Annotated in this window: 19 protein-coding genes; 4 read left to right on the plus strand and 15 right to left on the minus strand. The window is 58.3% G+C overall.

What is annotated here, in order from left to right:
- Positions 1-32 precede the first annotated feature (32 nt).
- The 11 genes from FrondiHNR_RS00540 to FrondiHNR_RS00590 form a co-directional block, all read right to left on the minus strand.
- The gene (locus tag FrondiHNR_RS00540) at positions 33-581 is read right to left on the minus strand and encodes a hypothetical protein (RefSeq protein ID WP_279353310.1); all 549 of its coding nucleotides are present in this window, start codon (positions 579-581) and stop codon (positions 33-35) included.
- Between the two features lie 110 nt (positions 582-691).
- Entirely contained in the window at positions 692-1,834 is a 1,143-nt protein-coding gene (gene hpaD, locus FrondiHNR_RS00545; protein ID WP_279353311.1) for a 3,4-dihydroxyphenylacetate 2,3-dioxygenase, read from the minus strand.
- A gap of 31 nt (positions 1,835-1,865) precedes the next feature.
- The gene (gene hpaE / locus FrondiHNR_RS00550) at positions 1,866-3,362 is read right to left on the minus strand and encodes a 5-carboxymethyl-2-hydroxymuconate semialdehyde dehydrogenase (protein WP_279353312.1); all 1,497 of its coding nucleotides are present in this window, start codon (positions 3,360-3,362) and stop codon (positions 1,866-1,868) included.
- A gap of 121 nt (positions 3,363-3,483) precedes the next feature.
- Entirely contained in the window at positions 3,484-4,179 is a 696-nt protein-coding gene (locus tag FrondiHNR_RS00555) for a GntR family transcriptional regulator (protein ID WP_279353313.1), read from the minus strand.
- Between the two features lie 56 nt (positions 4,180-4,235).
- Positions 4,236-5,822 (minus strand): fumarylacetoacetate hydrolase family protein, encoded by a 1,587-nt coding sequence (locus tag FrondiHNR_RS00560; RefSeq protein ID WP_279353314.1) that lies wholly within the window; start codon positions 5,820-5,822, stop codon positions 4,236-4,238.
- Positions 5,819-6,622: an aldolase/citrate lyase family protein gene (locus FrondiHNR_RS00565; RefSeq protein WP_279353315.1), complete on the minus strand. Its 804-nt coding sequence runs from the start codon at positions 6,620-6,622 to the stop codon at positions 5,819-5,821. Before FrondiHNR_RS00565 ends, FrondiHNR_RS00560 begins: the two co-directional genes overlap by 4 nt.
- On the minus strand, positions 6,607-7,392 hold the full coding sequence (hpaH, locus tag FrondiHNR_RS00570; protein ID WP_279353316.1) for a 2-oxo-hept-4-ene-1,7-dioate hydratase: 786 nt from the start codon (positions 7,390-7,392) through the stop codon (positions 6,607-6,609). Before hpaH ends, FrondiHNR_RS00565 begins: the two co-directional genes overlap by 16 nt.
- Positions 7,393-7,531: 139 nt before the next feature.
- Complete coding sequence (locus FrondiHNR_RS00575; protein WP_279353317.1) at positions 7,532-8,944, minus strand: aldehyde dehydrogenase family protein; 1,413 nt, start codon at positions 8,942-8,944, stop codon at positions 7,532-7,534.
- 196 nt (positions 8,945-9,140) lie between these two features.
- Entirely contained in the window at positions 9,141-9,881 is a 741-nt protein-coding gene (locus tag FrondiHNR_RS00580) for a serine protease (RefSeq protein WP_347567140.1), read from the minus strand.
- A 467-nt stretch (positions 9,882-10,348) separates the two neighbouring features.
- Positions 10,349-12,364, minus strand: a complete 2,016-nt coding sequence (locus tag FrondiHNR_RS00585; protein WP_279353318.1) for a primary-amine oxidase — start codon at positions 12,362-12,364, stop codon at positions 10,349-10,351.
- Positions 12,365-12,485: 121 nt separating this feature from the next.
- The gene (locus FrondiHNR_RS00590; protein ID WP_279353319.1) at positions 12,486-14,018 is read right to left on the minus strand and encodes an APC family permease; all 1,533 of its coding nucleotides are present in this window, start codon (positions 14,016-14,018) and stop codon (positions 12,486-12,488) included.
- A 187-nt stretch (positions 14,019-14,205) separates the two neighbouring features.
- On the opposite strand from FrondiHNR_RS00590, the gene FrondiHNR_RS00595 reads away from it, so the two are divergent.
- Positions 14,206-15,069, plus strand: a complete 864-nt coding sequence (locus FrondiHNR_RS00595) for an SDR family oxidoreductase (protein ID WP_279353320.1) — start codon at positions 14,206-14,208, stop codon at positions 15,067-15,069.
- A 13-nt stretch (positions 15,070-15,082) separates the two neighbouring features.
- On the opposite strand, the gene FrondiHNR_RS00600 is transcribed toward FrondiHNR_RS00595, so the two are convergent.
- The 3 genes from FrondiHNR_RS00600 to FrondiHNR_RS00610 form a co-directional block, all read right to left on the minus strand.
- Positions 15,083-16,057 (minus strand): helix-turn-helix domain-containing protein, encoded by a 975-nt coding sequence (locus FrondiHNR_RS00600; protein WP_279353321.1) that lies wholly within the window; start codon positions 16,055-16,057, stop codon positions 15,083-15,085.
- A 28-nt stretch (positions 16,058-16,085) separates the two neighbouring features.
- On the minus strand, positions 16,086-17,354 hold the full coding sequence (locus FrondiHNR_RS00605) for an aminotransferase class III-fold pyridoxal phosphate-dependent enzyme (protein WP_279353322.1): 1,269 nt from the start codon (positions 17,352-17,354) through the stop codon (positions 16,086-16,088).
- Between the two features lie 156 nt (positions 17,355-17,510).
- Positions 17,511-18,518 (minus strand): phosphotransferase, encoded by a 1,008-nt coding sequence (locus FrondiHNR_RS00610; protein WP_279353323.1) that lies wholly within the window; start codon positions 18,516-18,518, stop codon positions 17,511-17,513.
- Between the two features lie 223 nt (positions 18,519-18,741).
- Between FrondiHNR_RS00610 and FrondiHNR_RS00615 the strand changes: the two genes are divergently transcribed.
- The 3 genes from FrondiHNR_RS00615 to FrondiHNR_RS00625 all read left to right on the plus strand — a co-directional run bounded on the left by FrondiHNR_RS00615 (position 18,742) and on the right by FrondiHNR_RS00625 (position 21,645).
- Positions 18,742-19,341, plus strand: a complete 600-nt coding sequence (locus tag FrondiHNR_RS00615) for a TetR/AcrR family transcriptional regulator (protein WP_279353324.1) — start codon at positions 18,742-18,744, stop codon at positions 19,339-19,341.
- 182 nt (positions 19,342-19,523) lie between these two features.
- Positions 19,524-20,912, plus strand: coding sequence for an MFS transporter (locus FrondiHNR_RS00620; protein WP_279353325.1), 1,389 nt, complete (start codon positions 19,524-19,526; stop codon positions 20,910-20,912).
- A 292-nt stretch (positions 20,913-21,204) separates the two neighbouring features.
- On the plus strand, positions 21,205-21,645 hold the full coding sequence (locus FrondiHNR_RS00625) for a VapA/VapB family virulence-associated protein (protein WP_279353326.1): 441 nt from the start codon (positions 21,205-21,207) through the stop codon (positions 21,643-21,645).
- Positions 21,646-22,087: 442 nt separating this feature from the next.
- Here the strand turns inward: FrondiHNR_RS00625 and FrondiHNR_RS00630 are convergent, their stop codons facing one another.
- Positions 22,088-25,579, minus strand: a complete 3,492-nt coding sequence (locus tag FrondiHNR_RS00630; protein WP_279353327.1) for a bifunctional proline dehydrogenase/L-glutamate gamma-semialdehyde dehydrogenase — start codon at positions 25,577-25,579, stop codon at positions 22,088-22,090.
- Positions 25,580-25,649 lie beyond the last annotated feature (70 nt).

A 25,649-nucleotide genomic window follows, 5' to 3' on the forward strand; every position in this document is an offset into this window, starting at 1 on the left:
CTTAGCAGGACCGAACAACCGCGGTTGGTGGCTCAGTCTTCGGGTGCAACAGTATCGTGAGGCTTAATCAGGTGCGCTTCCAACTCTGAACACCCCATAATGGCCTCTATACACACGGCGCTACCACCCACCAGAAAGCTTCGGGCGTAGATATCCGCACCGACAAACCAGGCGTGACCTTCTGGAATCCAATACATGGGCACTCGATTGAGACGTGCGATTTTTGCGCTCACCGTTGTGTTGAGTGTGTCCTCGTGGAGGTGTATCACACGATCGGGAGGCACGGTTACCCGCGGTTTTTTGTTGAGGGTTGAGGGGGAATCGCCATAGCCCTCCCGTGTTAAAAAGGTGAGGCTCTGGGCTTGCGTATGTTTCTCCAGCAATCGGGCAAGTGTGAAGGCCGTAGCGGAGTCCGCCTGACCCATCGGGGGCTCCTCAGCAACCTCCCGTAACCTTGCGGGGTCGGTAGAGGTAAGAACATCCGACCACTGGGGCCACCAGCTTCTCTCCATAACCTGGGGAGAGAGCTCTCCCCAGCGAAGAGCGTTTCCCCGTGTCGAGCGGGCGGGAAATGAGGACACGAGCGTACGCGCGAAAGGTATCGGGCATACGGCTCGACACTGTGGAAGGGTCGGCCCTGTTCAGATCTTCTAGCAGTTCTTGTGTAGTAGCCATCTCTGTCTTTCTACGTCTATAGCGTATTACCCAGCTTAAAACCCTTCTCGGAATCGCCCTCGCGGGTGTAAGAGAATCCATCGGCACCGATTGTGACGGCCATCTCCGAGTCGTCGGTGCGCGCGATCACCGGCTGCGGGTTACCGTCGAGGTCGAGCACGAGTGAACCGTCGGTGTACCAGGAGGGAACAACCGGGTTGCCCCACCAATCGCGTCGCTGATTATCGTGAACATCCCAGGTGATTACGGGATTGTCGGGGTCGCCCGTGTAATAGTCTTGCGTGTAGATTTCCACGCGGTGACCGTCGGGGTCGCGTAGGTAAAGGTAAAAGGCGTTTGAGACACCGTGCCGTCCGGGGCCACGTTCGATGTGATCCGAGAGGCGCAGCGATCCGAGCTTGTCGCAGATTGCGAGGATATTGTGCTTCTCGTGGGTGGAAAACGCAACGTGGTGCATCCGGGGGCCGTCACCGCCCGTCATCGCGGTGTCGTGCACGGTGGGTTTGCGGCGCATCCAAGCGGCGTACACGACGCCCTGCTCATCCTGAATGTCTTCCGTGACGCGAAAGCCTAAGTCTTGCATGAACCTGGTGGCGCGCGGCACGTCGGGGGTGATCTGGTTGAAGTGATCCAATCGCACCAGCGCCCCGGGGGTGTAGAGATCGTAGCGCCAGGCGAGGCGTTCAACGTGCTCTACCTCGTGGAAAAACTCGTAGGGAAAGCCGAGGGGGTCTTCCACTCTCACAGAATCGCCGATGCCCCGCGTAAAGCCGTGCGGGCGGCGCTCGACCCGGCAGCCCAGCTCTTCGTAGAAGGCCACAGCCAGGTCGAGGTCTTCGGGGGTGCGAACCCGATAAGAGAACGCGGCCACAGCGGCAACCGGCCCCTGACGCAGCACCAGGTTGTGGTGAATGAACTCTTCGAGTGAGCGCAGGTACACGGCGTTTTTGTCTTCGGCGGTGACGGTGAGGCCGAGGACGTTCACGTAGAAGTCTCGTGAAACCTCAAGGTTAGTGACGATGAGCTCCATATACGCGCAGCGCAGGATATCGGGGGCGGGCGACGTGGGTGTGGGCACCGGGTTGTTGGTGTTGATAGAGGTTTCTGTGGTGACGTAGAAACCGGAGGAGGTTTTGGTGCGGTTTTTTATCTCAGACATAGGGCATCCTTGCAATACGAGAAATAGGGGATTATTTTGCTGTTCCAAAACGCGGAGAGTGCGACTCGTTCAGCGTGATGTGAACGGCCTGCTGGTCGGTGTAGAAATCAATCGAGCGGTAGCCTCCCTCGTGGCCGAGGCCCGAGGCCTTAACCCCGCCAAACGGGGTGCGCAGGTCACGCACGTTGTTTGAGTTGAGCCAGACCATGCCCGCCTCAACGGCCTGGGCAAAATTGTGGGCCCGTTTGAGCTGCGAGGTCCACACGTAGGCGGCGAGCCCGTAGGCGGTGTTGTTTGCGAGCTCTAGAGCCTCCTCTTCCGTGTCAAAGGGGGTGATAGCCACAACCGGGCCGAAGATTTCCTCCTGGAAAATGCGAGCATCGGGCGCGACATCGACAAAAACCGTGGGGGCAACATAGTTACCCGTGGGGAAGCCCTCGGGGCGTCCGCCACCGGCCACCAGGCGCCCCTCACTCTTGCCGAGCTCAACGTAGCTCATCACCTTGTTGTAGTGCTCCGGGTGCACAAGCGCACCCACTTCGGTGGCCGGGTCTGAGGGGAGGCCCACAACAACGTTTTTGGCACGCTCCGCGTAGCGCTCCACAAAATCGTCGTAGATCTCACGCTGCACCAGGATTCGACTGCCCGCGGTGCAGCGCTCACCGTTGAGACTGAACACACCAAAGACGGTTGCGTCGAGGGCGGCCTCAAGGTCGGCGTCGGCAAAGACGATGGCGGGGCTTTTGCCGCCGAGCTCCATTGATAGGCCCTTGAGATAGGGTGCAGCATTGCCAAATATGATCTGCCCGGTACGGCTCTCGCCGGTGAAAGAAATAAGGGGAACGTCTGGATGTTTCACGAGGGCGTCACCCGCTTCCTCGCCGAGTCCGTTCACGAGGTTAAACACGCCGTCGGGGATGCCCGCCTCCCGGAATATTTCGGCCCACAGTGAGGCTGAGAGTGGCGTGAATTCGGCGGGTTTGAGTACTACGGTGTTTCCGGTCGCTAGCGCGGGCGCGAGTTTCCACGATTCCAGCATGAAGGGGGTATTCCAGGGCGTGATGAGTCCCGCGACGCCGATCGGTTTGCGGTTGACGTAGTTCATCTGGCGGTCGGGCACTTTAAAGGTGTTGTCGTGCTGTGCCACGATGAGATCACCGAAGAAGCGAAAGTTTTCTGCGGCTCGTCGTGCCTGTCCCCGGGCCTGGGTGATGGGCAGGCCCGAGTCAAAACTTTCTAGCTCGGCAAGCTGCGCGTCCCGCGATTCCACAATATCGGCCACTCTGTGCATGATCCGTGCGCGTTCCCGGGGGAGCAGCCGCGGCCAGGCGCCGCTTTTAAAAGCTTTTTTTGCGGCGCTAACGGCCAGGTCAATATCGGCCTTTTGTCCCGCTGCGGCCCGAATGTAGGTTTTGTTTGATACCGGATCAAGAACATCAAAGGTTTCTCCGCCGACGGAATCAACAAACGTGCCGTCGATGAAGTGACGGATTTTATCGGGCAGTCCGGTGGGTGGGTGCTGGGTCATGATCCTGTCTCTCGTTGTGGTGCGGGTCGTGGATTACGCTGTGGGCTGTGGGCTTGAGGTGGGTGGGCTGTAGGTTTGTGATGCGGATGTGTGGTTTTGTGGTGTGGGCCGCCGTGCTGTATTAGGCGGCCGGGGCGGGAAGGGCGTGTTTGTTTTGGTGTGCAAGGACCGCCTCAAGTGTGGCTAGGCGGTGGTTGCGTGCTGCTAGCTCGATGTCGATACCGGGTGCGGGGGCTTCGATGAGCTGTAAAATACGCTCGTGCTCCGTGATCGATTCTTGCGCTCGGTCGGGTACAAAGCTGAAGGATGATTCGCGCAGCAGACTCATGCGGTTCCATCCGCGGTGAACCAGGTCGAGGATGTGGGGGTTGGGGCAGCTCTCGAAGAGGACACTGTGAAACTCTAGGTTGAGGGCGGTAAATTGTTTCGGCTCAAAGTTGTTAAGTGTGTCGCGCATGTTCTCGTTGATCTCCCGTGCTCGGGTCATCTGGGCGGGAGAGATATTCGGGGACGCAAGGGCTGTGGCCGAGCCCTCGACAAGCGCGAGGGTCTGCATGGTGTGCAAGTACTCGGTCTCTCGGAGGAGAGCGACCTGAGCGCCCACGTTGCGCTCAAAAGTAACCAGGCTCTCGGCCTCAAGTCTGCGAATCGCCTCGCGCACCGGCACCACAGACATACCCAGCTCACGCGCAAGGGACGCAAGGCCCAGGCGAAAGCCCGGAGCGTATTGACCGGCATCGATTCTTTTGCGGAGTACACGGTAGGCGCGCTCAGATTTTGATTCGGATGCTCGAGGGGAGCCTGAGATTGTGCTCACACTTGTGTCTGGGGTGACATCTGTTCGTGGTCTTGTGCGTGTCTTTGATCCCGTGCTCATGCCTGATCCGCCTCGTATTGGGCTCGCCACGCGCTATTCATGGGGAAAAGGCCATCGACCGATGCTCCGGCGGCTACCTGTTCGGCAATCCAGGCATCCTCGTGTTCTTGCCGGACGGCGTCGGCCGCAACCTCGGCGAGTAGCGGTGGGGGGATCACAATAACACCGTCGCGATCGCCCATGATGATGTCCCCCGGTTGTACTGCCGCGCCGCCGCAGGCAATCGTGACGTCGGTCTCCCACGGTACGTGTTTGCGTCCGAGCACGCTCGGGTGAGGACCCTGCGAGAAGACGGGGATGTCAAACTCCCGCACCGCAGCGAAGTCGCGCACCCCGCCGTCGGTAACGATTCCGGCGGCACCTCGCACCTGGGCGCGCAGTGCAAGTACGTCTCCCACGGTTCCAGTTTCGGGAATTCCCCGTGCCTCGATAACAAGCACCTCACCCTCAGCTACGGTGTCGAAGGCGCGTTTTTGCGCGTTAAAACCACCGCCGTGCTGAGCAAAGAGATCGGGGCGGAAGGGGATAAAGCGGAGGGTTTTTGCGGTGCCGAGTATTTTGGCGTGTTCATGATTGGGGTGAACTCCGTCGATAAAGATGTTTATATAACCTCGTTTACGCAGCGCGGCGGAGACGGTGGCCACCGCAACACCTGAGAGTTGGGCACGAATTGTGTCGGTGAGAACGGGTGCCGTTGCTGGTGCTTGACTTGATCTTGATCCTGATCCTGATCCTGGTCCTAGTGCCTGTGCCTGTGCTGTGGCGGTTGCTGCAGCTGGGGTTGGCGTTGTTACCGGTGTTGTCGCTGTCGCCAGGGGAGTTGCTCTGCCCGCGTTGACGGCGGCCGCGTGTTCCTGCTCGCTGCCCCAGGCCTCGATTCGCTGTAGGTCATCGACCCGCGGTGTGGCGCCATATTCTCCAAAGGGAATGTTTCCCTGAGTGATCGTTGTAATCAGTTTTCCGGTGGTGGGGTTTCCGGGTGCTTTGGGGGCGTCAACCTCAACCTCAACCGTGTCGCCGGGTAGTACAACGGATGAGCCTGCCGGGGTTCCGGTGAGTATCACATCGCCGGTTTCGAGGGTCATCAACTGGGAGAGGTCAGCGATAAGCCGACCGAAGGTGAACGCAAGTGTATCGCTTGTGTCCTGTTGCACGAGTGTGCCGTTGACCCAGGTGCGTACGCGCCAGGCGTCTTCTGCGATTCCCGCGGTGGGAATGAGTCGCGGCCCAATGGGGGTAAAACCGTCGCCGCCCTTGGAGCGTACATTTGATCCCTTATCAACCGCGCGCAGATCGTAGAGGCCAAAGTCGTTGGCAGCGGTAACCTGGGTGACGTGCGACCAACCATCCTCGGGGGAAACTCGGCGCGCCGGTGTGCCAACAATGAGGGCAATTTCACCCTCGAAGGCGAGGAGTTCGGTATCGGCGGGGAGCTCAATGCTGCTCCCTGTTGCCGCCAGTGAGGAACTCGGCTTAAAAAAGTAGGAGGGCTGGGAGGGGGTGCGGCCGCGCTGCGTCATGCGCGAGGGATAATTGAGGTGTACCGCAATGATCTTACCGGGGCTTGCAAATCCTTCTATCATGGCTGCCTCTCTGCGTTGTCGCTAGGAGCAAAGCTCTCTATCAGGTTTTCGGTTTCACGAGCCAGGATCGATACATCGGCTCCTACCGCAACAAAATCGGCACCCGCCTCCAGGTAACGCTGGGCATCGGCTCTTATAAAGGCGTTGACCCCCACCGGCTTGCCGGCCCGCTTTGCGATGTGGATGACCTCTAACACGCGAGAAACAACCTCGGGATGGTTTTGCTGACCCAGAAAACCCATCGAGGCGGCCAGGTCCGAGGGGCCGATAAATACTGCGTCAACACCATCGACGTTAAGAATACGTTCGACATCTGCAACCGCGTCGACCGATTCGATCTGTACCGTGAGACTGATGGTGTCGTGCGCCCCATTAAGGTATCCCTCCACACGATTCCAGCGGGAGGAGCGCGCAAGTGCCGCACCAACTCCCCTTACCCCGTCCTGGGAATAGCGGATTGCCCGCACAATGTTCTCGGCCTCCTCGGCGGAATCAACCATGGGGATGAGCAGGTTCTGAACGCCCAGATCAAGATACTGTTTAATGAGTACCGTGTCGTCGCTGGGGAGGCGCACGAGCGGTGTCACGGGATAGGCCGACATTGCGTAGAGCTGAGCAAGCACGGACTCCAGACTGTTGGGCGAGTGCTCCACGTCGATAAGTATCCAGTCACACCCGCTACCTGCAACTATCTCGGCCACAACCGGGTTGGCAGAACACACCCACAGTCCGAGGAGTGCCCGATCGGAAGAGGCCAGGTGATCTCGCAGGGTAGCGGGGAGGTCTAGACGAATCGGCATGTCACCGACCCCAATTGCCCGTAGTCCGCGTGTATTGTGTCGCCGCGCTCGACCCACACGGGGCGAGTGAAGGAACCCGCCAGGATAATCTCGCCCGCGCCGAGTGACTGCCCGTGCTGGGCGAGTTTGTCGGTGAGCCAGGCAACCCCCATTGCTGGATGACCCAGCACGGCGGCGGCAACCCCCGACTCCTCGATTGTTTCGTTGCGATAGAGGAGAGCGGATACCCAGCGCAGGTCGATCTCATCCACTCTGACCGGACGTCCCCCCAGGACCATCGCGCCCATCGCGGCGTTATCACTGATGGTGTCGATGATGGTGCGACCCTCAAGCTCGAGGCGTGAGTTGAGCACCTCAATCGCGGGCACCACATAGGCGGTCGCGTCGAGAACATCAAAGATGGTGGTGTGGCGGCCGGTAAGAGGCTTGGAGAGAACAAACGCCAGCTCTACCTCGATGCGGACGTTTGAAAAACGGTTGAACTCTATGGTCGAGCCCGTTTGATAGACCATATCGTCGTGGATAACACCGTAGTCGGGTTCGGTGATTCCCGTGGCGACCTGCATAGCCCTCGAGGTGAGGCCAATCTTGTGGCCGACCAATCTGGCACCGTGTGCGACGCGGCGATCCGACCACACTTTTTGTATAGCGTACGAGTCTTCGATAACCATATCGGGATAACGCGCGGTGAGGCGCGGCAGGGTTATGCGTTCGCGATCAGCTCGTACAAGCTCATCGGCGATAGTCTCAATCTGAGTGCGGTTGAGCACGTATCCTCCACTTCGTCGGGTAGTGTTCAAATCGTATACGATCTGCAAGAGGCGGCAACAGTATTCTCGAAAAAATATTTGGCAGCGGAGATGCTTCTCCCCCTATGTGACACGTGCCGATGTGACCCATAGGCCGGGTCTACATGCTGATAACCTGAGGTTCCGAAACCGCCTTCAGGCCCTCTACCCCAAATTCACGACCGTAGCCCGAGTGCTTAACCCCGCCAAAGGGCACCATCGGGTTGAGCGTGCCGTGCGCGTTAATCCACACGGTTCCCGAGTGGATACGCGCGGCAATCTCTCTGGCCCGCTCTCGATTCGCGGACCACACCGAAGCCCCCAGTCCAACTTCAAGCTCGTTGGCCAGGCCAATAACTTCGTCAAGATCGGTATAACGGATGATCGGTAGTGCCGGACCAAATTGCTCCTCCACAACCAGGTCGTTGTGGGGGTCGATATCGGTGACGAGGGTGGCGGGATAAAAATTGCCCACGGCCTCCCTGTTCGGGTCGCCACCCAGAACGACCCGAGCCCCCGAGGCCCTGGCCGACTCTACTAGGCGGTCAACAATCTCGTACTGCGCCCGATTCTGCAGGGGGCCCAAGACGTTCTGTTCCTCAAGACCTCTGCCCATGGGAACATTTTTGGCAAACGCGGTGAGTTCTGCGACCACCTCGTCGTAGACTGAATCGTGCACGTAGAGCCGTTTCATGGCGGCACAGGTTTGTCCCGTATTAATAAATGCACCCCAAAACAGGCCCTCGGCGATTTCCTTGGGATTGACATCGGGGAGCACAATCCCCGCATCGTTCCCCCCGAGCTCGAGCGTGAGCCGCGTGACGTTGTTTGCGCTCGCCGCGATGATTTTCTTGCCTACCGGGGTAGAACCGGTAAACATGATCTTTCCGATTGCGGGGTGGGTAACCATTGCTTCGCCCACGGTGCGGCCGGGACCTGCAACCACACTGAGCACACCCTCGGGAAGTACCTGATTGAGCACGGAAGCCAGGGCGAGGCCCGAGAGTGTTGTGGTTTCAGCTGGTTTGGTGATGACGGTGTTGCCCATGCGCAGTGACGGGGCTATCTGCCAGATCGCTATCATCATGGGCCAGTTCCACGGGGCGATTGCGCCAACCACCCCGATGGGGCGATAGTGCATCTCTGCGTAGCTTTCTCCGTCATCCACCAGCACCTCCACTGGGAGCTCGGTGTCGGCCGCGCTGCGTAACCAAACGGCGCAGGCACCAACTTCGAAGCGAGCATTGGGTCCGTTGAGTGGCTTGCCCTGTTCGCGAGAGAGCAGCTCGGCAAGGGCTTCGGCGGACTCTTCAACCGCATCGGCCGCCCGGTGCAGATAGTTTCTGCGTTTTTCGTCGCTGAGGGCGGCCCAGGATATTTGAGCGGACGTGGCCCGTGTAACTGCGGCCTCAAGATCAGGAACACCCTGCACGGGTGCCTGGGATATGAGTTCTCCTGTGGCTGGATCGAAGACGTCTCGTTTTTCGCCGTGTGCGGGCGTGATGGTAGCAATAAGGTCTGTGTAATTTTGCATGGTTCTCCACCTCGAGTCCTGATTTTGTTGATACTAAATCTAGGCGTTTTTTTGGGGAACGGGTTGCTTGTGGGGGTAGTGAGGTTGTCCGAGGGTGAACAGGTGAGAGGCGGCGGTAAACGGGTTACCGCCGCCTGATCGGTTATTGGTAGCTAGCCCTACCTGTGCTTTCTATGTGATCCATCAGCATCACTCCTTAGGGTTGAGCACCCTCAGGAGTTGGACTCGGCAAGATCGTCTGAGCTCCATTGAGGAAGCCTGCTTTTGTTGAGACATAGACGCCGGGCTGGCCGGGCAGGCCACAGACGGATCCGCCCCTGCTCACCACACCGATTTGATAGTAGACGTCTTTGCCGTCTTTGCGTCCCTTTTTGACGAGAGGACCACCGGAATCACCGTGACACCCATTAGCTTTCTCTTTTCCCGCACAAATATTTGCATCGGTGACGGGTTGCATGCCGGGATAGCCGTCCCAGGCAATCTGACACTCGTCGAGGGGAACGAGTGGCACCGTAACCTTTTGGAGTTTGTTAGGAAGGTAAGGGAAATCGGGGTTCGTGTTGCCCCACCCCATAACGGTTGCGAGAGTTCCCGCTCCGAGTAGTGCGTCGGTTCCCGGCGTGGGTAGTGAAACCGGCAAGATACCATCAATGCTCTCGGACAGTACAACGAGCGCTACATCGAGTGATCTATCAGCCTCAACCCTTAGAACCCCGCGAGTCTGTCCAAGAGACGTGTTGTTCAGATCACTGCGCCCAACTGTCACGCTGAGCCGCGAAACGTCCGTAATGTGATCAAAACAGTGCGCTGCGGTAAGCACCGCATAGCTGTAAAGTAGCGACCCCCCCCGCAGGTATGTTTGCCATTCACCTGAATGGACGCCATAAATTCGAATTCTTTGGGGTCGGCATCCGATCCTCCTATTATGCGAGGTGATATGTCGGGCTGGGTTGCCGTCTCGGAGCTTACGACTTCAGGGGTCTCCTGCGCCTGTGCACTCATGGCTCCAGAAGTAAATGCAAAAGCGCCAATCGCAACTGAAGCAAGCCCTGTCATGAATGACTTATACATACAATCTCCTTTCCTGTTATGTTTTAGTGATTAAGGAGATTAGCGCACTTAAATATTTAACAATATATATTTGAGTTTAAATATATTAAAGTTTAGTGAACACTATGCGCAGTGCCGCACGGTTTGAGTGGGGGTGGTATGGGTTTGGGGGTGCTGTGTGGTTTGTTTTTGAGAGTGCCTGTTTTGAATTTACGCTTTGTTTCCCAGTGGGTGTGTGGTTTACAGGATCTTCTCAGGATAAATAACTTTTTTATAACGTCCCGTGGGGGTGGGGGAGTGTCTATCGTGTAGACCTGGGCTCCGGCGAGTATGAGATCGGGGGCTGGCGTTGACTCAATGGGCATGGGAGCAACCGTTTTCCGAGGAGTGGGGGGAGGAGGGGGCGCTGCCGCACGAGGCATCTGCCTGCGAGGGGAGATCCATTGCCGGGTTCTGATCCAGAAAACCGTGGGGTTTAAACCAGAACCCGGAGTAGTCGACCGGCATAATGGGCCAGTCTTCTGTCCGCGGAATGTGTGTGGGGCCAAAAACATGCCACAGCACGATGTCTTGGGAGTCGAGGCTGCGGTCTTGCGCGGTCCACTCCGGCAACCCGGCGCCCGGTGCGTGTGCGTTGGGGTAGGGCCCCGCCGGGAAGAGTTCATTGGGACTGTAGCGGGTTGCCCACAGGTGTTTTGTGGCAAAGGTGGCGCGCCCGTACACGGTTGATTCGGGCTGGGCCAGGAGGGTTGAGCGTCCCTCGGGAATGAGCCAATAGGCGGTGGGCTGGCCAACGTAATTTGTGCGCTGTGCGCTACGCACCTCCCAGACTCGGCTGCTCTGTGGGTTTGCCAGGCGCTGCGCCGCAAGCTCGTTTTTAAGGGGGGTTGTGTTCCACGTGAAGGCGTTGCCGTGCGGGTTGTCGGGGCCCGTGGGAATTCCACTCATCTCGACCTCGTGGAGGGTATTGTTTTCGCCATCGATCGCAACGTCGAGGCGTGCACAAAAAAGGTGCTGGTGCACGGGGGTAAAGATTCCCGGGGCAATTTCTGGGGCGTGCGGGTCGAGAGTACCGGGTGTGTTGGCGCCCGCAAATACGATTCCTGTAGCCTTTGCCTCAACCTGAATCGAACCGTCGAGGTAGAAGTACCAGAAGAATCCGTAGTCGTAGTTGCCCACGGTTGAAAAGTAGCTAACCACAAGCCTGCGACTGCGGCGCACCTCTGTTTTTCCTTCGAGGTCGGTGTGTTTCCAGAGAATGCCGTAGTCTTCCTCGTGCATACACACCACCTGAGGAATTTTGACGGGGTTGCCGTGATCGTCGGGAACAAAGCCGTCGAAATAATGAATGACCCCGAGGCAGTCACAGCCGAGTGACAGGGAGTTTGCGCTTTTCCCGAGCAGATACTCACCGGCATCAAAGTAGCTGATCCAGTGTCGGCTCTTTGTGGTGTCACCGTAGGGAACCACCATTTCGGGGACACTTGCCCGCGTGATGATCGGGCGGTCTTCTTCGCCATCGCGAAAGCTAATCTGATTGAGGATCAGACCCTCCTGCTGGCTGAAGCCCACTCGAAACTTCCAGTTTTGCCACTCCACCAGGCTGCCGGTGACGGAAAAACTGGGGCCCTCCGGCTGGGTGATTTCGATGGGCTTGAGTGAGGTTCTTGCAGGGCCCTGAACATCCAGAGTGTAGTTGCCGTGCTGCTCGGGAACGGGAACATCACCCTCGTCTTCGCAGCGGATGACGGCTGATTGCGTGAGATCAAGGTGTAATATCAGCCCCTCAACGGGGTGTGCCCAGGGGCTGTCGTCTTCATGAAAACGAAGGTAGGTGAGTGAACGAATAATGCGTTTGCCGTTTTCTTCTTCCCGATTAAAGAAGCCCGGGGCAAGGGGGGAACAGAACGCGAGATCCATGTGCTTTTCGAGGCCGCGGCGCTTCATCGCAGCCTGCCACTCGGGCGAGGCTTTAACAATGCGCTCTGCGGCTTCGTACTCCTCAAAGAGGTATTGGGGTTGGCCGTAGGGGGCGGTCGTGGTGGGCAACGCCCGGTAACTTTCGATATTCCCGTGGGTGACGGACACGATAATCTCTGTGGACTCTCCCGTGTTGCGGTCAAGCAGGGTGACCAGAATGCGGCGATTGATGGGGTCTCCTGAACGCCAGGAGACAACCTCTTCTTTGGACGGGTCTATAAGCAGCATGCGAGGCACGCGGGTGTGAAAAGAAAAATGCCCGGCCTCATCGAGGATGGAGCGGGCCGTGGCTATCTCGTCTCCTGTGAGAGGGTCGAGCGGATGACCCGCTTGGAGCAGCGTGGTGACCCGTTGTCCGTGAGTGTGGGTGTGATCTGGCGTGTTCGTCATTGAAGGGTGTCCTTATTGTCGAGCGATATGTCTAGAAGTGTAGGGGTTTTTCGTGCGGAAAGGAGTGCAAATTCGCTTATGTGGATAATACTTGTCTTGTGGAAGACTAATGCGCGATGTGTCATGCGTGGAATTCGCCTTTTGCTCCGTGAGGGCTTGCCTCGGTTGAATCGTGGGGGTCGACGGGATTGAACGTGGAGTTGCTGAGTAGCGGGGTCTCAGCGAGATTAAAACGCTCGAGATCATTGCGTAGATCGGCATAGACGGCGGGTTTTTGCCTGCGCAGATAGGTCCCGTAGAGGAGACCACCGAGGAGCGCCACAACCAAAAGCAGCGGTAAAAGGCGAACGGCAAGCGCATCCGATCCCGCGACAATGTCAAAGTTTGCGATCGCGAGCACAACGATGGTGACGAGGGCAAGAAAGCCAATACCCGGAGCAAGGAGGGTGCTCCAGAGCCTGGGATCGCGCTTCATGCGAAAGTACACAACTACCGCCAGGGCGGCGAGAGCCTGCAACACAATGATACTGAGGGTTCCAAAGCCCAGCATGGCGGGGACGAGGGAGGTGAGTGGTTCCGCGCCCGCGAGTGCAAAAAGAAGCGCCACGGCCGCCGCAAAACTTGCCTGCACAAGGCCTGCACGCTGGGGTGCCCCGTTGGGACGGGTGGCCGCGAGGGAGTGAGGAAGTATGCGCGCCCGTCCCAAGGCAAAGAGATATCTGGTGGCGGAGTTATGGAACGCCAACATGGCCGCGAAGAGACTGATGAGCAGGAGGATCAGCATGACATTGAGGAGGACCGGGCCGATGTATCGCTCGGCGAGGCTAAACACCAGGTCGCCGTTTGCGAGGTGCTCAAGCGCTACCTCCTGAGCGTCGTGTACCCCTATGGCACTCACAACCGCCCAGGTGGTGACCGCAAGGATCACCCCGATGCTGATGATGGCCGTGTAGGTGGCGCGGGGGATGGTGCGGAGGGGGTTGCGGGCCTCCTCGCTAAAGAGGGCTGTTGCTTCAAAACCGAGGAAACCGGTTGCGGCCAGCAGGAGCCCGATGGGGAGAGAGCCCGCGAAGACGACTTCCGGGCTGAACGCCTGAATATTAAATCCGGTATTGACGAGCACCGAGATGTCAAAAACGATAAGCATGAGAACCTCAAGGAGGAGCGCCACTCCTAGAATCTTGGAGCTGAAGCCAATGCCTTTGCGACCCATGAGAAACGAAACAACAATTGATGCGAGTCCCCACACGTACCAGTGAAGGTCGAACCCGGTGAGGTTGGCAATGATGGTTTGCATAAAGAAGCCGCTGGTGCCGATGGTTCCCACCACAAAGAAGTTGTACCCGATTGTGGCGATGAGGCCAGCGATGAGGCCTCCGGTGCGGCCCAGGCCCCGCACGACAAAAGCGTAGAACCCGCCGGCGTTGACGAGCTGTTTGGACATCTGCGCGTAACCGGTTGCAAAGAGGAGAAGGATAATCGCGACGATGAGAAACGAGGCGGGGGTGCCGCCCCCGTTGCCGAGCGCGATTGCGAGTGATGCAACCACGACGATTCCCGTGAGGGGTGCTACTGCCGCAAGGACAAGAAATACGATTCCTGCCACACCCAGGGCATTTTTGTGGAGGGTTGTGTTGACGTGAGATTCGGACACGATCAGGCTCCTTTGCCGTAGCGGTACTTCCTAAAAATCATTATGACCCGGGGTGCTTGACGGCGGGCGAAAACCCCTTGGACGGGAGTGATCGTTTTGCCACTGAAAGTGTGTGCGGCTGAGAAGGTGGAGATCACAATGCGGTTCAACCAATGACGGGGGCCGTGAAACGAGAGGAAAGCGTGCAATGAGTAGTTCGCACAACGGTGTTCGGCGTCGTGTTGTTGTGATTACCGGTGGGGGAACCGGTATCGGGGAGGCGGTTGCTGAGCGGTATGTTTCTGAGGGGGCGCAGGTTGTTATCGTGGGACGGCGGCCCGGGCCTCTGGAGGAAACAGCCGAGCGTCTTGGTGTGGTGGCGATCGCCGGTGATGCGTCAGACAGCGTGTCTGCGCGATCCATTATTGATCGGGTAACGACGCAATTTGGTGGTATTGATGTGTTGGTGGCAAACGCCGGAGGGTACGGTTTTGCCGCGGTGGGGGAGACGTCAGACACGGAGTGGGACGCTGCAATCCGGGCGAATCTTTCTAGCGCGTTTATGATGGCGAGAGAGGCACTGCCCGCACTTCTTGAGGGGAATGCTTCCGGTTCCGCCGCCCCCGATTCCGGTCTGGGTCGGAGCCAGGGAAAAGAGATCGTGATTGTTTCCTCGCTCGCGGGGCTCTTTGCCGGTCCGTCGGTTGCGGGTTACACGGTGGGAAAGCACGCGCTTATCGGTCTTACCCGGAGTCTCGCTCGGGACTATGGCCGCAGGGGCGTCAGAGTAAACGCGGTGTGTCCCGGCTGGGTGAGAACTCCCATGGCCGATGCGGAGATGGACGAGTTTGTGGCGCATATGCCAGACCTGAGGGATCGTGATGAGGGTTATGTTGCGGTTACGCGGGATGTTCCGTTGGGGCGGGCGGCCGAGCCATCTGAGATAGCGTCGGTGATTCGTTTTCTCGGCTCAGCGGAGTCATCGTATATGACGGGTGCGGTGCTTGTGGTGGACGGCGGGGCACACATCGTTGATCTGCCAACGCTTGCTTTCGAACACGCCGGTATGTAGAGCGGCAGGACACCTAGGCAGTGGTGGATGGCAGGCGGCGAGCTTCGCTTGGGGAAATGCCGTAGTGCGCTTTAAATACTCGGCTAAAGTGTGCGGCATCCACAAATCCCCAGCGTGAGGCGAGAGACGATACCGTGTGGCTGGCGAGCACGGGGTCGAGAAGGTCGGCCCGGCATTTTTCTAGGCGGCGTTCTCGGATCCAGGTGGAGACCGTTGTGCCTGCTCGGTGGAAGAGCGCGTGTAGGTGTCGTGTTGAGATGTAGTGTGCTGCGGCAATGCTGTGGGGTGAGAGGTCTTGGGAGTTGAGGTTCGCGTCGATGTGGGCATAGATTTTTTGCAGCAGAACCTGGTGGGGATCTTGTGGGACACGTTCGGTGTCGAGGATGCTTGAAAACAGGGTTCCTAACAGGTCGAGGCTTGTTATCGCGAGTTTTGTGCGTACGCGATCCGTAAGTCGTGTGAGTTGGGAGGGAAACTGTGAGAGATAGGCGGTGATCACAGGTGCGAGGCCGCGGTGATCACTGAGCGAGGTAGCCGTGAGCTGTTCGGTGAGTGGCGCTGGAAGGTCGAGACGATCTTTAGGGAACATAATGATGAGGTTGCGAAACTCTTCGTTAAACAGTAGCGAGTAGGGCCGCGAGGTGTCGTAGACAGAGAGTGCACCGGGACGCATTGTGAGTTCTTTGCCGTCCTGTACCAGGGTGCTTTTTCCCGAGAGTAGAAGACTGACTTTGTAGTATCCGCTGCCGCCACGTGAGATAGTTTCGGGTGTGCGCTCCACGAGGTGTGGTCCGGCCCAAACCTCGGTGAATGCGATTCCATCAGCGGTGGCCGAGGACAGGCGGGCAGTGAAGGGCGACTCTTGATGTCTGCTGATTCGGAGCGGCACAAAAGAGTTTGAGACGGCGTTTTTAAACGCAAAGAGATTATCGGTTTTTAGGGTCGGCGCTGAAGCACGGCTGTGAGTTGGCGCCTTTGCAAACTGCATTTTTATCACCTCACGCACAGGCTACACCTTAAATTTCTTGGAGCGAAGCCTCAAGCGCTTCGCAGAGGATAGGAAGCTCTTGGGGACCGAACGTCAGCGGAGGGCGAATCTTGAGCACGCTATCGTCTCGTCCGATACGGGAGATGAGCACCCGGCGCTGTTTCATCGCTTCGACAACCCGCTTGGCCAGGTGAGGCGCGGGAGCGTTATCCACCGCAAAATCGAGACCGAGAAACATGCCTGTTCCCTTGGCTGCACGGATGAAGCTGTGCTGCGAGGTGAGCTGGGAGAGGCGCTTTTGTGCCGTGACCGAGAGCTGTCGCGCGCGCTCCCTGAGACTGTGGTCTTCCATCTCTAGGAGTACGGCTTCTGCCACAGCTGCGGACACGGGGTTTCCCGCAAAAGTATTAAAAAACTCGTTGGTGGAGCCGAACTCTTCGAGGAGTTCTTCTCGCGTTATGACGGCGGATACAGGGTGTCCGTTTCCCATGGGTTTCCCCAGGGTGACGAGGTCGGGGCGGATGCCCGCATACTGGTATCCCCACATGTGGCTTCCCGTTCGCCCGAATCCGCTCTGCACCTCATCGGTGATGACCAGACCGCCAGCTTTTCTTACCCGCTCCGTTATTTGCGCGGCGAGTTTGTGAGGTAGCCGGGGCAGGCCCTCCGTAGAGAATAGTGGGTCGAAGAGGCACGCTGCGACCCCGTATCCGGCCTCGCGAAGGGAATCGATTGCGAGATCGAGCTCCGCGAGGGTCTCGGCGGCAACCTCGTGCTGTGGGCGCGGGTCGGAGTCGAGATCGGGGACCCTGATCCCACGAACGTGGGGGCCGAGGGGTTCCCGCGTTTTTAGCCCTGTGGTGAGCTGGGCAAGCGTGATGGTGTTTCCGTGATAGCTGTGATCGGAAACGATGATGCCGGTTGCGCCGGTGTGCTGGCGGGCGATGCGCATTGCAAGCTCGTTTGCCTCGGAGCCAGAGTTGCCAAGAAGCACGCGGTCGAGACCCCGATCAAACGTGCGGAGAAGGCGTTCGGCGTAGAGAACCACCCGATCATTGAGGTAACGGGTGTGGATGTTCAGCGTGGCGGACTGCGTGGTTAGCGCCTCTTGTACCCTTTTATTAGCATGCCCAACATGGGGAACGTTGTTGTAGCCATCGAGGTAGCGATCTCCGTTTATATCGGTAAACCACACGCCCTTGGCGGACACAAATTGCAGCGGTTCGTTATAGAAGAGCGGGGAGTGCGGACCGAGCGTTGCATTGCGGCGGGCTATGAGCTCTGGTGTGGTGATCATTAGTGGTGCTTTCGGTTGGTCATTGGACGGATTTCAGGTATGAGTTGACGGGATTATGGAGTATGAGCTGACCGAGTTGTGTCTTTTGGGTTTGAACCAGTAAAGAATTAAATGGTGTTTATTCCGATTTTGGCATATAGGGTTTAGGTGCGACGGTTATTCTCCTCGGGAGATTAGTTTTCGGGAGAGATGAACAATGTGAGGGAGTAGCGTTGTGGCGTGGAACTCTGCTGTTTCTTCTCCTCGCCTATCTGCTGCCCATCCGAGATAGGTGAGTCCACGCGCCAGAAGGATTGCGGGAAACGCCGCGTGATCGGCTGCGTCGAGTGGGCGAACCGCATGGTATCCCCGAAAAAGCGCGTTATGATAATCGGGGTAGCGCGGGTGCGGGGTATAGAAGTAGAGTGCCGTGGCAAGATCGAAGAGGTGCCAGCCCGGCGCGAAGTCGTCAAAGTCGATCAGTACCAGACCGCTGGAGGTTCGCAGGATATTTTCTGGAGTGAGGTCAGCGTGGATGGGGCCGTAGCGATGTGGCTGTTGGCCATAGGCGAGAAGAACCGCGCGAATATGCTCTATGGCGCATTCAACTATGCGGCGTCCTTCGCTCTGCAGCTCGGGGAGGCGGAGCGGGTCGCCCCATACCGGGTTGGCTCCCACCAGGCCTTCAAGATCCCAGGCCTGCCGAGGCGTTGTGAGAGTGTAGCCTGAGCGCTCGGTGGCGTGGTGGGCCTGTGCCGTAAGCGCGCCGAGCGCTAAAAAGTCTGCGGGATCGAGTGTTGCGGTGCCAAAGACACCGGTGCGTTCGTCGCCAAAGTTTCCGCTGTTGGTAATGAGCTTTTGCACGTCGACCTGGTGTAAACCTGCGGGGTGGGAGGTGCCCACCGTGCAGAAGGTGTGGCCGCTGCGGGTTCGTAAAAAGCGGGGAACAGCAACCCCCTGTGAGTGAAGCGCCTCAACAAAATCGAGCTCGCAGCTCAACTCAGCGTCGCTGTGGTACCCCCGGCGGTGCAGGCGGACAACAAAGCCGCGGCCTTGATGACGGAGTGAGAAGACGAAGTTTTCGCGATTCTTGAGGAGGGTGAGAGGCGCCTCTGGGTGGACGTCGTAGGAATGAAGCGCCTCACGGGTGAGTTCTTCTGCAGAGACGAGATCAACGGTGTTCATCGGCGGCCTTCCGGGGAGTGTAGCTTACGCTAGCACGAGCAACCCTCTTTTTCTAGACTCGGAGTCTAGAAAAAGAGCTTGGGGGGACGACTCCGAGCTGTAGAGGAATATCAATTTTGCGTGATCTCGGGTGATCGTGGACCACGCCGGGTGGTCTGGTGTGATCTCGGAGGGGTCGTGTTCTCCCGTCGGTTATTGAGAAGCGTGTTTACACTTGAGGAAGATGTCAAAGACTATTCCTGAACCCCGACTTCGTGAGCGCAATCATCTTCGCACCCGAGAGAAACTCATTGATGCTGTTCTTGAGGTCATTGCCGAGCACGGAGTTGATGGCGTGGGCATTAATCGAGTTTTGCACGGGGCGGGTGTGGCGCGCGGCACACTTTACGCGCATTTTCCCCGGGGACGAGATGAACTTTTGCGTGCCGCCTATGCGAGGTTGAGCCATCAGCTTGTTGCTCGTACGCGCGATGCCGTGTCCTCTGCGGAGGGGTGGCGTGGTCAGGTTCTTGCCCACGCACGCGAGGTTTTTAAGCTGGCGGCAGACTCCCGCACCGGATATTTTTATAACGTTTCCGGTCCTGCGCTTGTTGCGAGTGGCCGGGAAAGTGGTATCGGTTCTGGCGCGGGCATCCTCATGATCGAGGAAACGCTCAAGGAAGCCCAGCAAGTAAACGGGTTGGAGCAGGAGCTTGACTCGAGGGTGACGGCAATCCTGCTGGTGGGTGCGCTTCGCGAGGCCGCGGTCGAGGTTGCCGCGGGAAATTTGAGCGTGCGGCGCGCCTCTGAGGGGTTTGAACGGCTTCTCGGTTCTCTTACGTGAGAACACACAGTTCAGGGGAGTCCGGCTCTTTGCACAGGAGGCTCCCGTATTCCACAGGAAACAAAATCGGCTATTGAAGTGACGATGCAGTCCCTGTACTGTAATCTCAACCCCGCGAGGGGCTTTTCTCACGAGTTACATGTCATCGTTTGTTAAAAAGACAAAGGGAGTCTGGAGGTTCTATGTCGAGCCCGTCTGTTCCGGAGAAAACCCGACGTGAGTTGCGCCGTGTTGCAGCCGCGACCGTTATTGGCACCACCATTGAGTGGTACGACTTCTTTGTGTACGCGAGTGCTGCGGGCCTGGTTTTTGGGAGACTCTTTTTTGAACCGATGGGTCCGCAGGCGGCGACCATTATTGCGTTTGCAACAGTGGGAGTGAGTTTCTTATTTCGCCCTCTAGGCGCGTTTATTGCCGGTCACTTTGGCGACAAGATCGGTCGCAAAGCGATGCTGGTGATCACGCTTCTCCTCATGGGCGCGGCGACAACGCTCATCGGCATCTTACCCACCTATGAACAGGTGGGTATTCTTGCTCCCGTTCTGCTCACCCTGTTGAGAATCCTGCAGGGACTATCAACAGGTGGCGAGTGGGGAGGCGCGGTTTTGATGGCGGTGGAGCACGCTCCCTCTCATAGGCGGGGACGCTACGGAGCGTTTCCGCAGATCGGGGTGCCCATCGGTTTGTTGCTTGCCTCGGGTGTCCTCGCCCTCATGACGGGTGTGATCTCGCCGGGGGAGGCCTTCCTGGAGTGGGGCTGGCGGGTTCCCTTTCTCCTCAGTGTGGTCTTGATCGCGGTGGGCATTATTGTGCGTCGGGCGGTGAGTGAAAGTCCGGTTTTTAGCGAAATTTCCGAGCGTAAAGAGCAGAGCAGTATGCCTGTGGTTCAGCTTTTCCGTCGCCACAGCCTCCTGGTTCTTTTGGCCGCGCTCACCTTTGCGGGTAACAACGCGGCGGGCTACCTCACCACCGGTGGGTTTATCCAAAACTACGCAACCACGCCCGAGGCAGAGGGGGGTTTAGTGGGCATGGAGCGCACCCCGGTGCTTCTTGCCGTCACGGGTGCCTCGATAGTGTGGCTGATTTTTACCTTTTTGGCGGGAGTGATCTCCGACAGGATCGGGCGTAAAAACACCTACATTATTGGTTGGATATCGTTTCTTGCGGTGGTTTTTGTTCTCTTTCCCCTTGTTAACACGGGTAATGCGTGGTTTCTGCTGCTGGGTCTCTCGTTATTTTCAATCGGTAACGGCCTCACCTACGGGCAGCAGGCGGCCTATTTCTCCGAGCTATTTCCAGCTTCTATTCGTTACTCGGGGGTCTCTATTACCTACGCGATCGGGGCTATTCTCGGCGGGGCGTTTGCCCCCATGATCTCCACGGCGCTGGTTGCCGCAACGGGCACTGCGCTATCGGTTGCGCTGTATATCGGTGGTGTGATGGTGATCGCGTTTACGGCAACCCTGCTCCTGTGCGATCGCACGGGAGTTCCTCTGGGTGCCAGTTATGAGGTCGAGCAGACGAGGGGACACTTCGTCTGGCAGCGTCATTCGGTCGAATCAACGGGGTAGAAAACTATTGAGGCGCGATCACCCTGTGGCATTCTCAGGAATTTCCTGAGTCGTGCCACCTTGGTACGGTTTTGAGTCGATCCTCGATATCGCGAGAAACAGCATCCCTTACCTTCCGAGATATTACAGTTTTATAACAAGAAACTTTGGTAGCTAACTATATGGTTTATATTGTTTTTAGATGAAGCACGTGCATCGGTCACTTGGCGTTTAGATAATTTGATAGAGATATGTTCTATTAATTAATCTAGTCAATAATTTCATATTCAAATAACTAGAAAGAGCAAAATCGATGAAGAAAAAAATCTGTGCTACAGCAGCATTGATCGCCCTACTCAGCACGTTCGCCCTGTCCACACCGGCGCTAGCCAACACAGAGTCAACAACCGACAGAGGAGTCACCAGCGTTGCGCCTCGCGCCTCTTTTAACGTTGAGGTAAATATAGCCAGTTACATCTTTTATAGCCAGATAGAGGTTTGGGCAAATGGCAAGAAGTTCTATGGTGATGCGGGAGGTGTTGGACTCCCCGGCCCCGCAAAAGGCTGGGGTACCTTGAGCACCGATGACTTTGATCGGTTAGTCAAACTCACAAACAGCTTCCAAATCAACAGTCTTGCAGTTGGTGTCAACATTCTCTTTTACGGCCCCGGGACTGAACTTCTCGGGTCAGCTCTCGTTGGAGGGATAGGGAGCGCCGTGGGAATCTTCGGAGGTAGTGGCCGCTGGTCTTAGATTTTTTCTTTACCGTCTAAACGATACTTAAGAATTACAGGGCACCATTAACGCGTCTCCTCTTTCGTTCCTTATCCTCATGTCTGGAAAGTAGGGAACGGAAGAGGAGACGCTACGTTGGTGTAGCAGCAGTGGCCAAGCGAGAGCATCAATAGGGTTTAAGGATTTTGGCGACGCGCTACGGAACAACCTCGATAAAAAGCGCTGCCGCCTCCCGGGTCGCCTGGGCAACCGCGACCACCGGGTTGCCATCAGTATTGACCGGTGACGTCTCGCGATAGTCGTAACAACCGCACGACCTGCCGAATACTGAACCCGGTGTCTTGTTGCAGATACCGTGCGATCGCTATGGTACGCAGTAATCACCTCGGACCCGTCCAAGGTTTCCCGACTGAGGTGTGTGACGTACTCTTCCCGTCGCGTTTGTGACGCGGGAGGGGAGCTAGATCACGCCCTCCGACCAGGCGTCGGGATTGCCGAAGCGGTGCGCCGTGATTGTAACCGACTGTTCGCGGAGGAAAGGCAGCATTTCCACGCGCCCGGCCAGTGTGACGGGGTCGAGATAGAGCGCCAGATCGGGACGGCCACCCGCCGCGGTAAAGGGATCTGCGGAGGGGGTTCCTACCACTCGGATGCGTGCTAGCTCGGTCTGCTTGAGCGTGGCGAGCCACTCAGCGTCGGTCTCGGAATCGACCGTGAGTCCCCCGCCGCGAGCCGCAGTAACCAGGGGCGCGGGTAGCGCGAGTCCGGTGCTGACGGGGGCGAGGCTATTGGTGCGAACCGCAGCGATAAGCACGCGTACGGCATCCGTTATTGAGGCGGACTCGCTGATACGGACACCGGTGGGTGCGGGCAGATAGCGAAACACGTTACGCTCCACCCCGAGGGCGGACACGTCGGCTGCTCGGTTAAACTCCGTATTCCATGCGGATTCGTCCAGTTGGGCGGCTGTGACGAGCGCCTCGATATCCACGTCATCAATGCTCTCGGCGGCGCGCAGGAGGCTGTTTACGAGGGTGCTGCTGCTCGCGGAGCTACCAGGAGCGGAGATGGTGTTGTCAGCGACCTTGTCAGCGACGCCAACCGATGCAACCTCAACCCCTGCGGGTCGCCACGTTCCAAGACCAAAGAGGTAGTTGGGGCCTCCCGCTTTAGACCCCGCGCCGATGGCGGAGCGCTTCCAACCGCCAAAGGGTTGGCGTCGCACGATAGCCCCCGTAATGCCGCGGTTAACATAGAGGTTTCCAGCCTGAACGTGACGCAGCCAGTAGTCAAGTTCCTGTGAGTCAAGCGAGTGTAACCCCGCGGTGAGACCAAATTCGGTGCCGTTCTGTACGCGCAGGGCATCTTCGAGAGTAGGAACGTGCATCACACCGAGCACCGGCCCAAAGAATTCGGTTGTGTGGAAGCGGCTTCCCTCGGCAACACCGAGGCGGATTCCGGGAGAGTAGAGACGTCCGGTTGCGTCAAGAGCGCGGGGCTTAACCGCCCAGCTCTCGCCAGCATCCAGCGTGTGGAGCGCCCAGTCGAGCTTGCCCGAGGCCGGTTCGATGATGGGTCCCATCTGCGAGGCGGGATTGGTGGGGTAGTCCACTCGAAGGCTGCTGGCCGCATCGATGAGTTGGTCCCGGAAGCGCCGCGACTCCCCCATGGATCCCACAAGAATCACGAGGCTCGCAGCCGAGCACTTCTGTCCGGCGTGGCCAAACGCGGAGTAGACAACATCGGCAACGGCCAGGTCGATATCGGCGCTGGGAGTTACGATGATGGCGTTTTTGCCGCTGGTTTCGGCGAGCAGGGGAAGGTCGTCGCGCCAGGAGCGGAACAGCTGCGCGGTCTCAAACGCTCCCGTCAGGATGACCCGCTCCACGGAGGGGTGTGAGATGAGCCTCTGGCCCAGTTCGCCCTCCTCGATATCGGCAAGGATGAGTAGATCCCGGGGGATTCCCGCCTGCCAGAGAATTTCGGTGATGACCGCCGCGCAGCGCTTGGCCTGCGGTGCGGGTTTTACGATCACGGCCGATCCCGCGGCCAGGGCCGACAGCATGGAGCCCGTGGGGATTGCGATGGGGAAGTTCCAGGGCGGTGTCACCACAGTGAGCTTGGCCGGATCGAAGGTTGCACCCTGCACTCGTTCGAGCAGTTCTGCCTGCTCCGCGTAGTAGGTGGCAAAGTCGATGGCCTCGGAGATTTCGGGGTCTGCCTGATCCACCGTTTTGCCGGTTTCTGCGGCGGCCGCCTCGATGAGGTCGCCGCGACGGGCCTCAAGTCCCTGGGCTGCGCGGCGCAGGATCGCGGCGCGGGCCGAGGCGCCCGAAGCTCCCCAGGAGACCTGTGCCGCGCGAGCTGTGGTGATGAGTCTGTCGACCTCGGCGGGGTCGGTGATCGCTGCCGCGGTGATCCGCTCAACGCCCAGCTGCGATTCGACGATGCGCCCGGTGATATCGTTTGCCCAGCGAATGTTGTCTGGCAACGAGGAGTCGGTGTCTGGGGTATTCTCAAAAGGCCCCGTGGGGAGTGCTGCCGCGTCCCGAAGTCGTGATTGCGTGCGATTGGGGCCGGGAACCTCGGTATCAACCTCGGCGAGTGCGGTCAGGAAGCGGTTCTTTTCACGCTCAAAGAGTTCGGGGTTCTTGGTGAGCTCAAACACGGCCGACATAAAGTTTTCCGGGCTGGCGTTTTCTTCCAGGCGGCGCACCAGGTAGCTGATGGCCGAGTCAAAGTTCTCGGGGAGAACTACCGGGGTGTAGAGAAGGAGCGTTCCCACATCGGCGGTGATTGCCTTGGCCTGGCCCTCCGCCATGCCCAGGAGCATTTCAAACTCTACCCGCTCGGACACCCCGCGAGCCTCCGAGAGCAGGTGTGAATAAGCAATGTCAAAGAGGTTGTGACCCGCAATTCCGAGGCGAACGGCATCCGTGTTCTCGGGAGTGAGTGCCCAGTTGAGCACGCGCTTGTAGTTGGTATCCGAACCCTGCTTGGTGTTGTAGGTGGCGAGTGGCCAGCCGTGTGTCACCGCCGCGACGTTTTCCATGGCGAGGTTCGCGCCCTTAACTACGCGCACCTTAATGGGTGCGCCGCCGCGCGCGCGGCGCGCCTTGGCCCACCGGGTGAGATCCTGCAGCGCCGCCAGGGCATCGGGCAGATAGGCCTGGAGAACAATGCCGGCCTCAAGCGTGAGAAACTCCGGCTTGTCGAGTAGCTGCTTGAGAACCTCGATTGTGAGGTGCAGGTCGTGATACTCCTCCATGTCCAGGTTAATGAACTTGGGGGTGCTGGAATCTGCCGCCAGGGTGTAGAGGGGAGTAAGTCGCTCCACCACTCGGGCGACTGTGCGGGCATAGTCCCACAGGCTCAGGTCGTTAACAACCGAAGACACCTTAATAGAGACGTAGTCAACGTCGGGGCGCTGGAGCAGATCGTATGTTCCCTGCAGGCGGCGGTTTGCCTCTGCGTCACCAAGAACCGCCTCGCCCAGAAGATTGATGTTAAGGCGGTTTCCCCCCGCGGTGAGGCTCTTGATTCCCGAGTCTAACCGGTGTGGACGGGCATCAAGAATAAGGTGATTGACCATTCCGCGCAGGACTCGGCGCGCGATGGGAACAACGATTCCGGGAAAAACGGGGGCCATCTTGCCGCCCAGAGTAATTGCGAAACGCATATACGCGGGGAGAAACCGGGGGGCGTCTGCCGCAAGCTGTTGCAGGTTCTGGGCGGCCACCCGCAGGTCTTCCGGACGTACCACACGATCAACAAACCCCAGGGTGAAGGCGAGTCCGCTCTTATCCTTCAGCGTTTCCGCCAGGAGGGCGGCGGAACTGCTCGGCGCGTAGGCTTCGCTTGCGGTCAGCCACTTTTTCACGAGGGCAACAACTTCGTCGCCGTTGACCTGCTCGTCACTTGGGGCTGAGAGGGAGGGGATATTAAGAGACATGGGTGTTCCTGACGTGTGGTGCGATGCTATTTTCTTCTTTCTCGACCCTAGATGGTACAAGCGTGCATTC

Origin of the sequence: Lysinibacter sp. HNR (genome assembly GCF_029760935.1) — a bacterium.
Lineage (GTDB): Bacteria > Actinomycetota > Actinomycetes > Actinomycetales > Microbacteriaceae > HNR.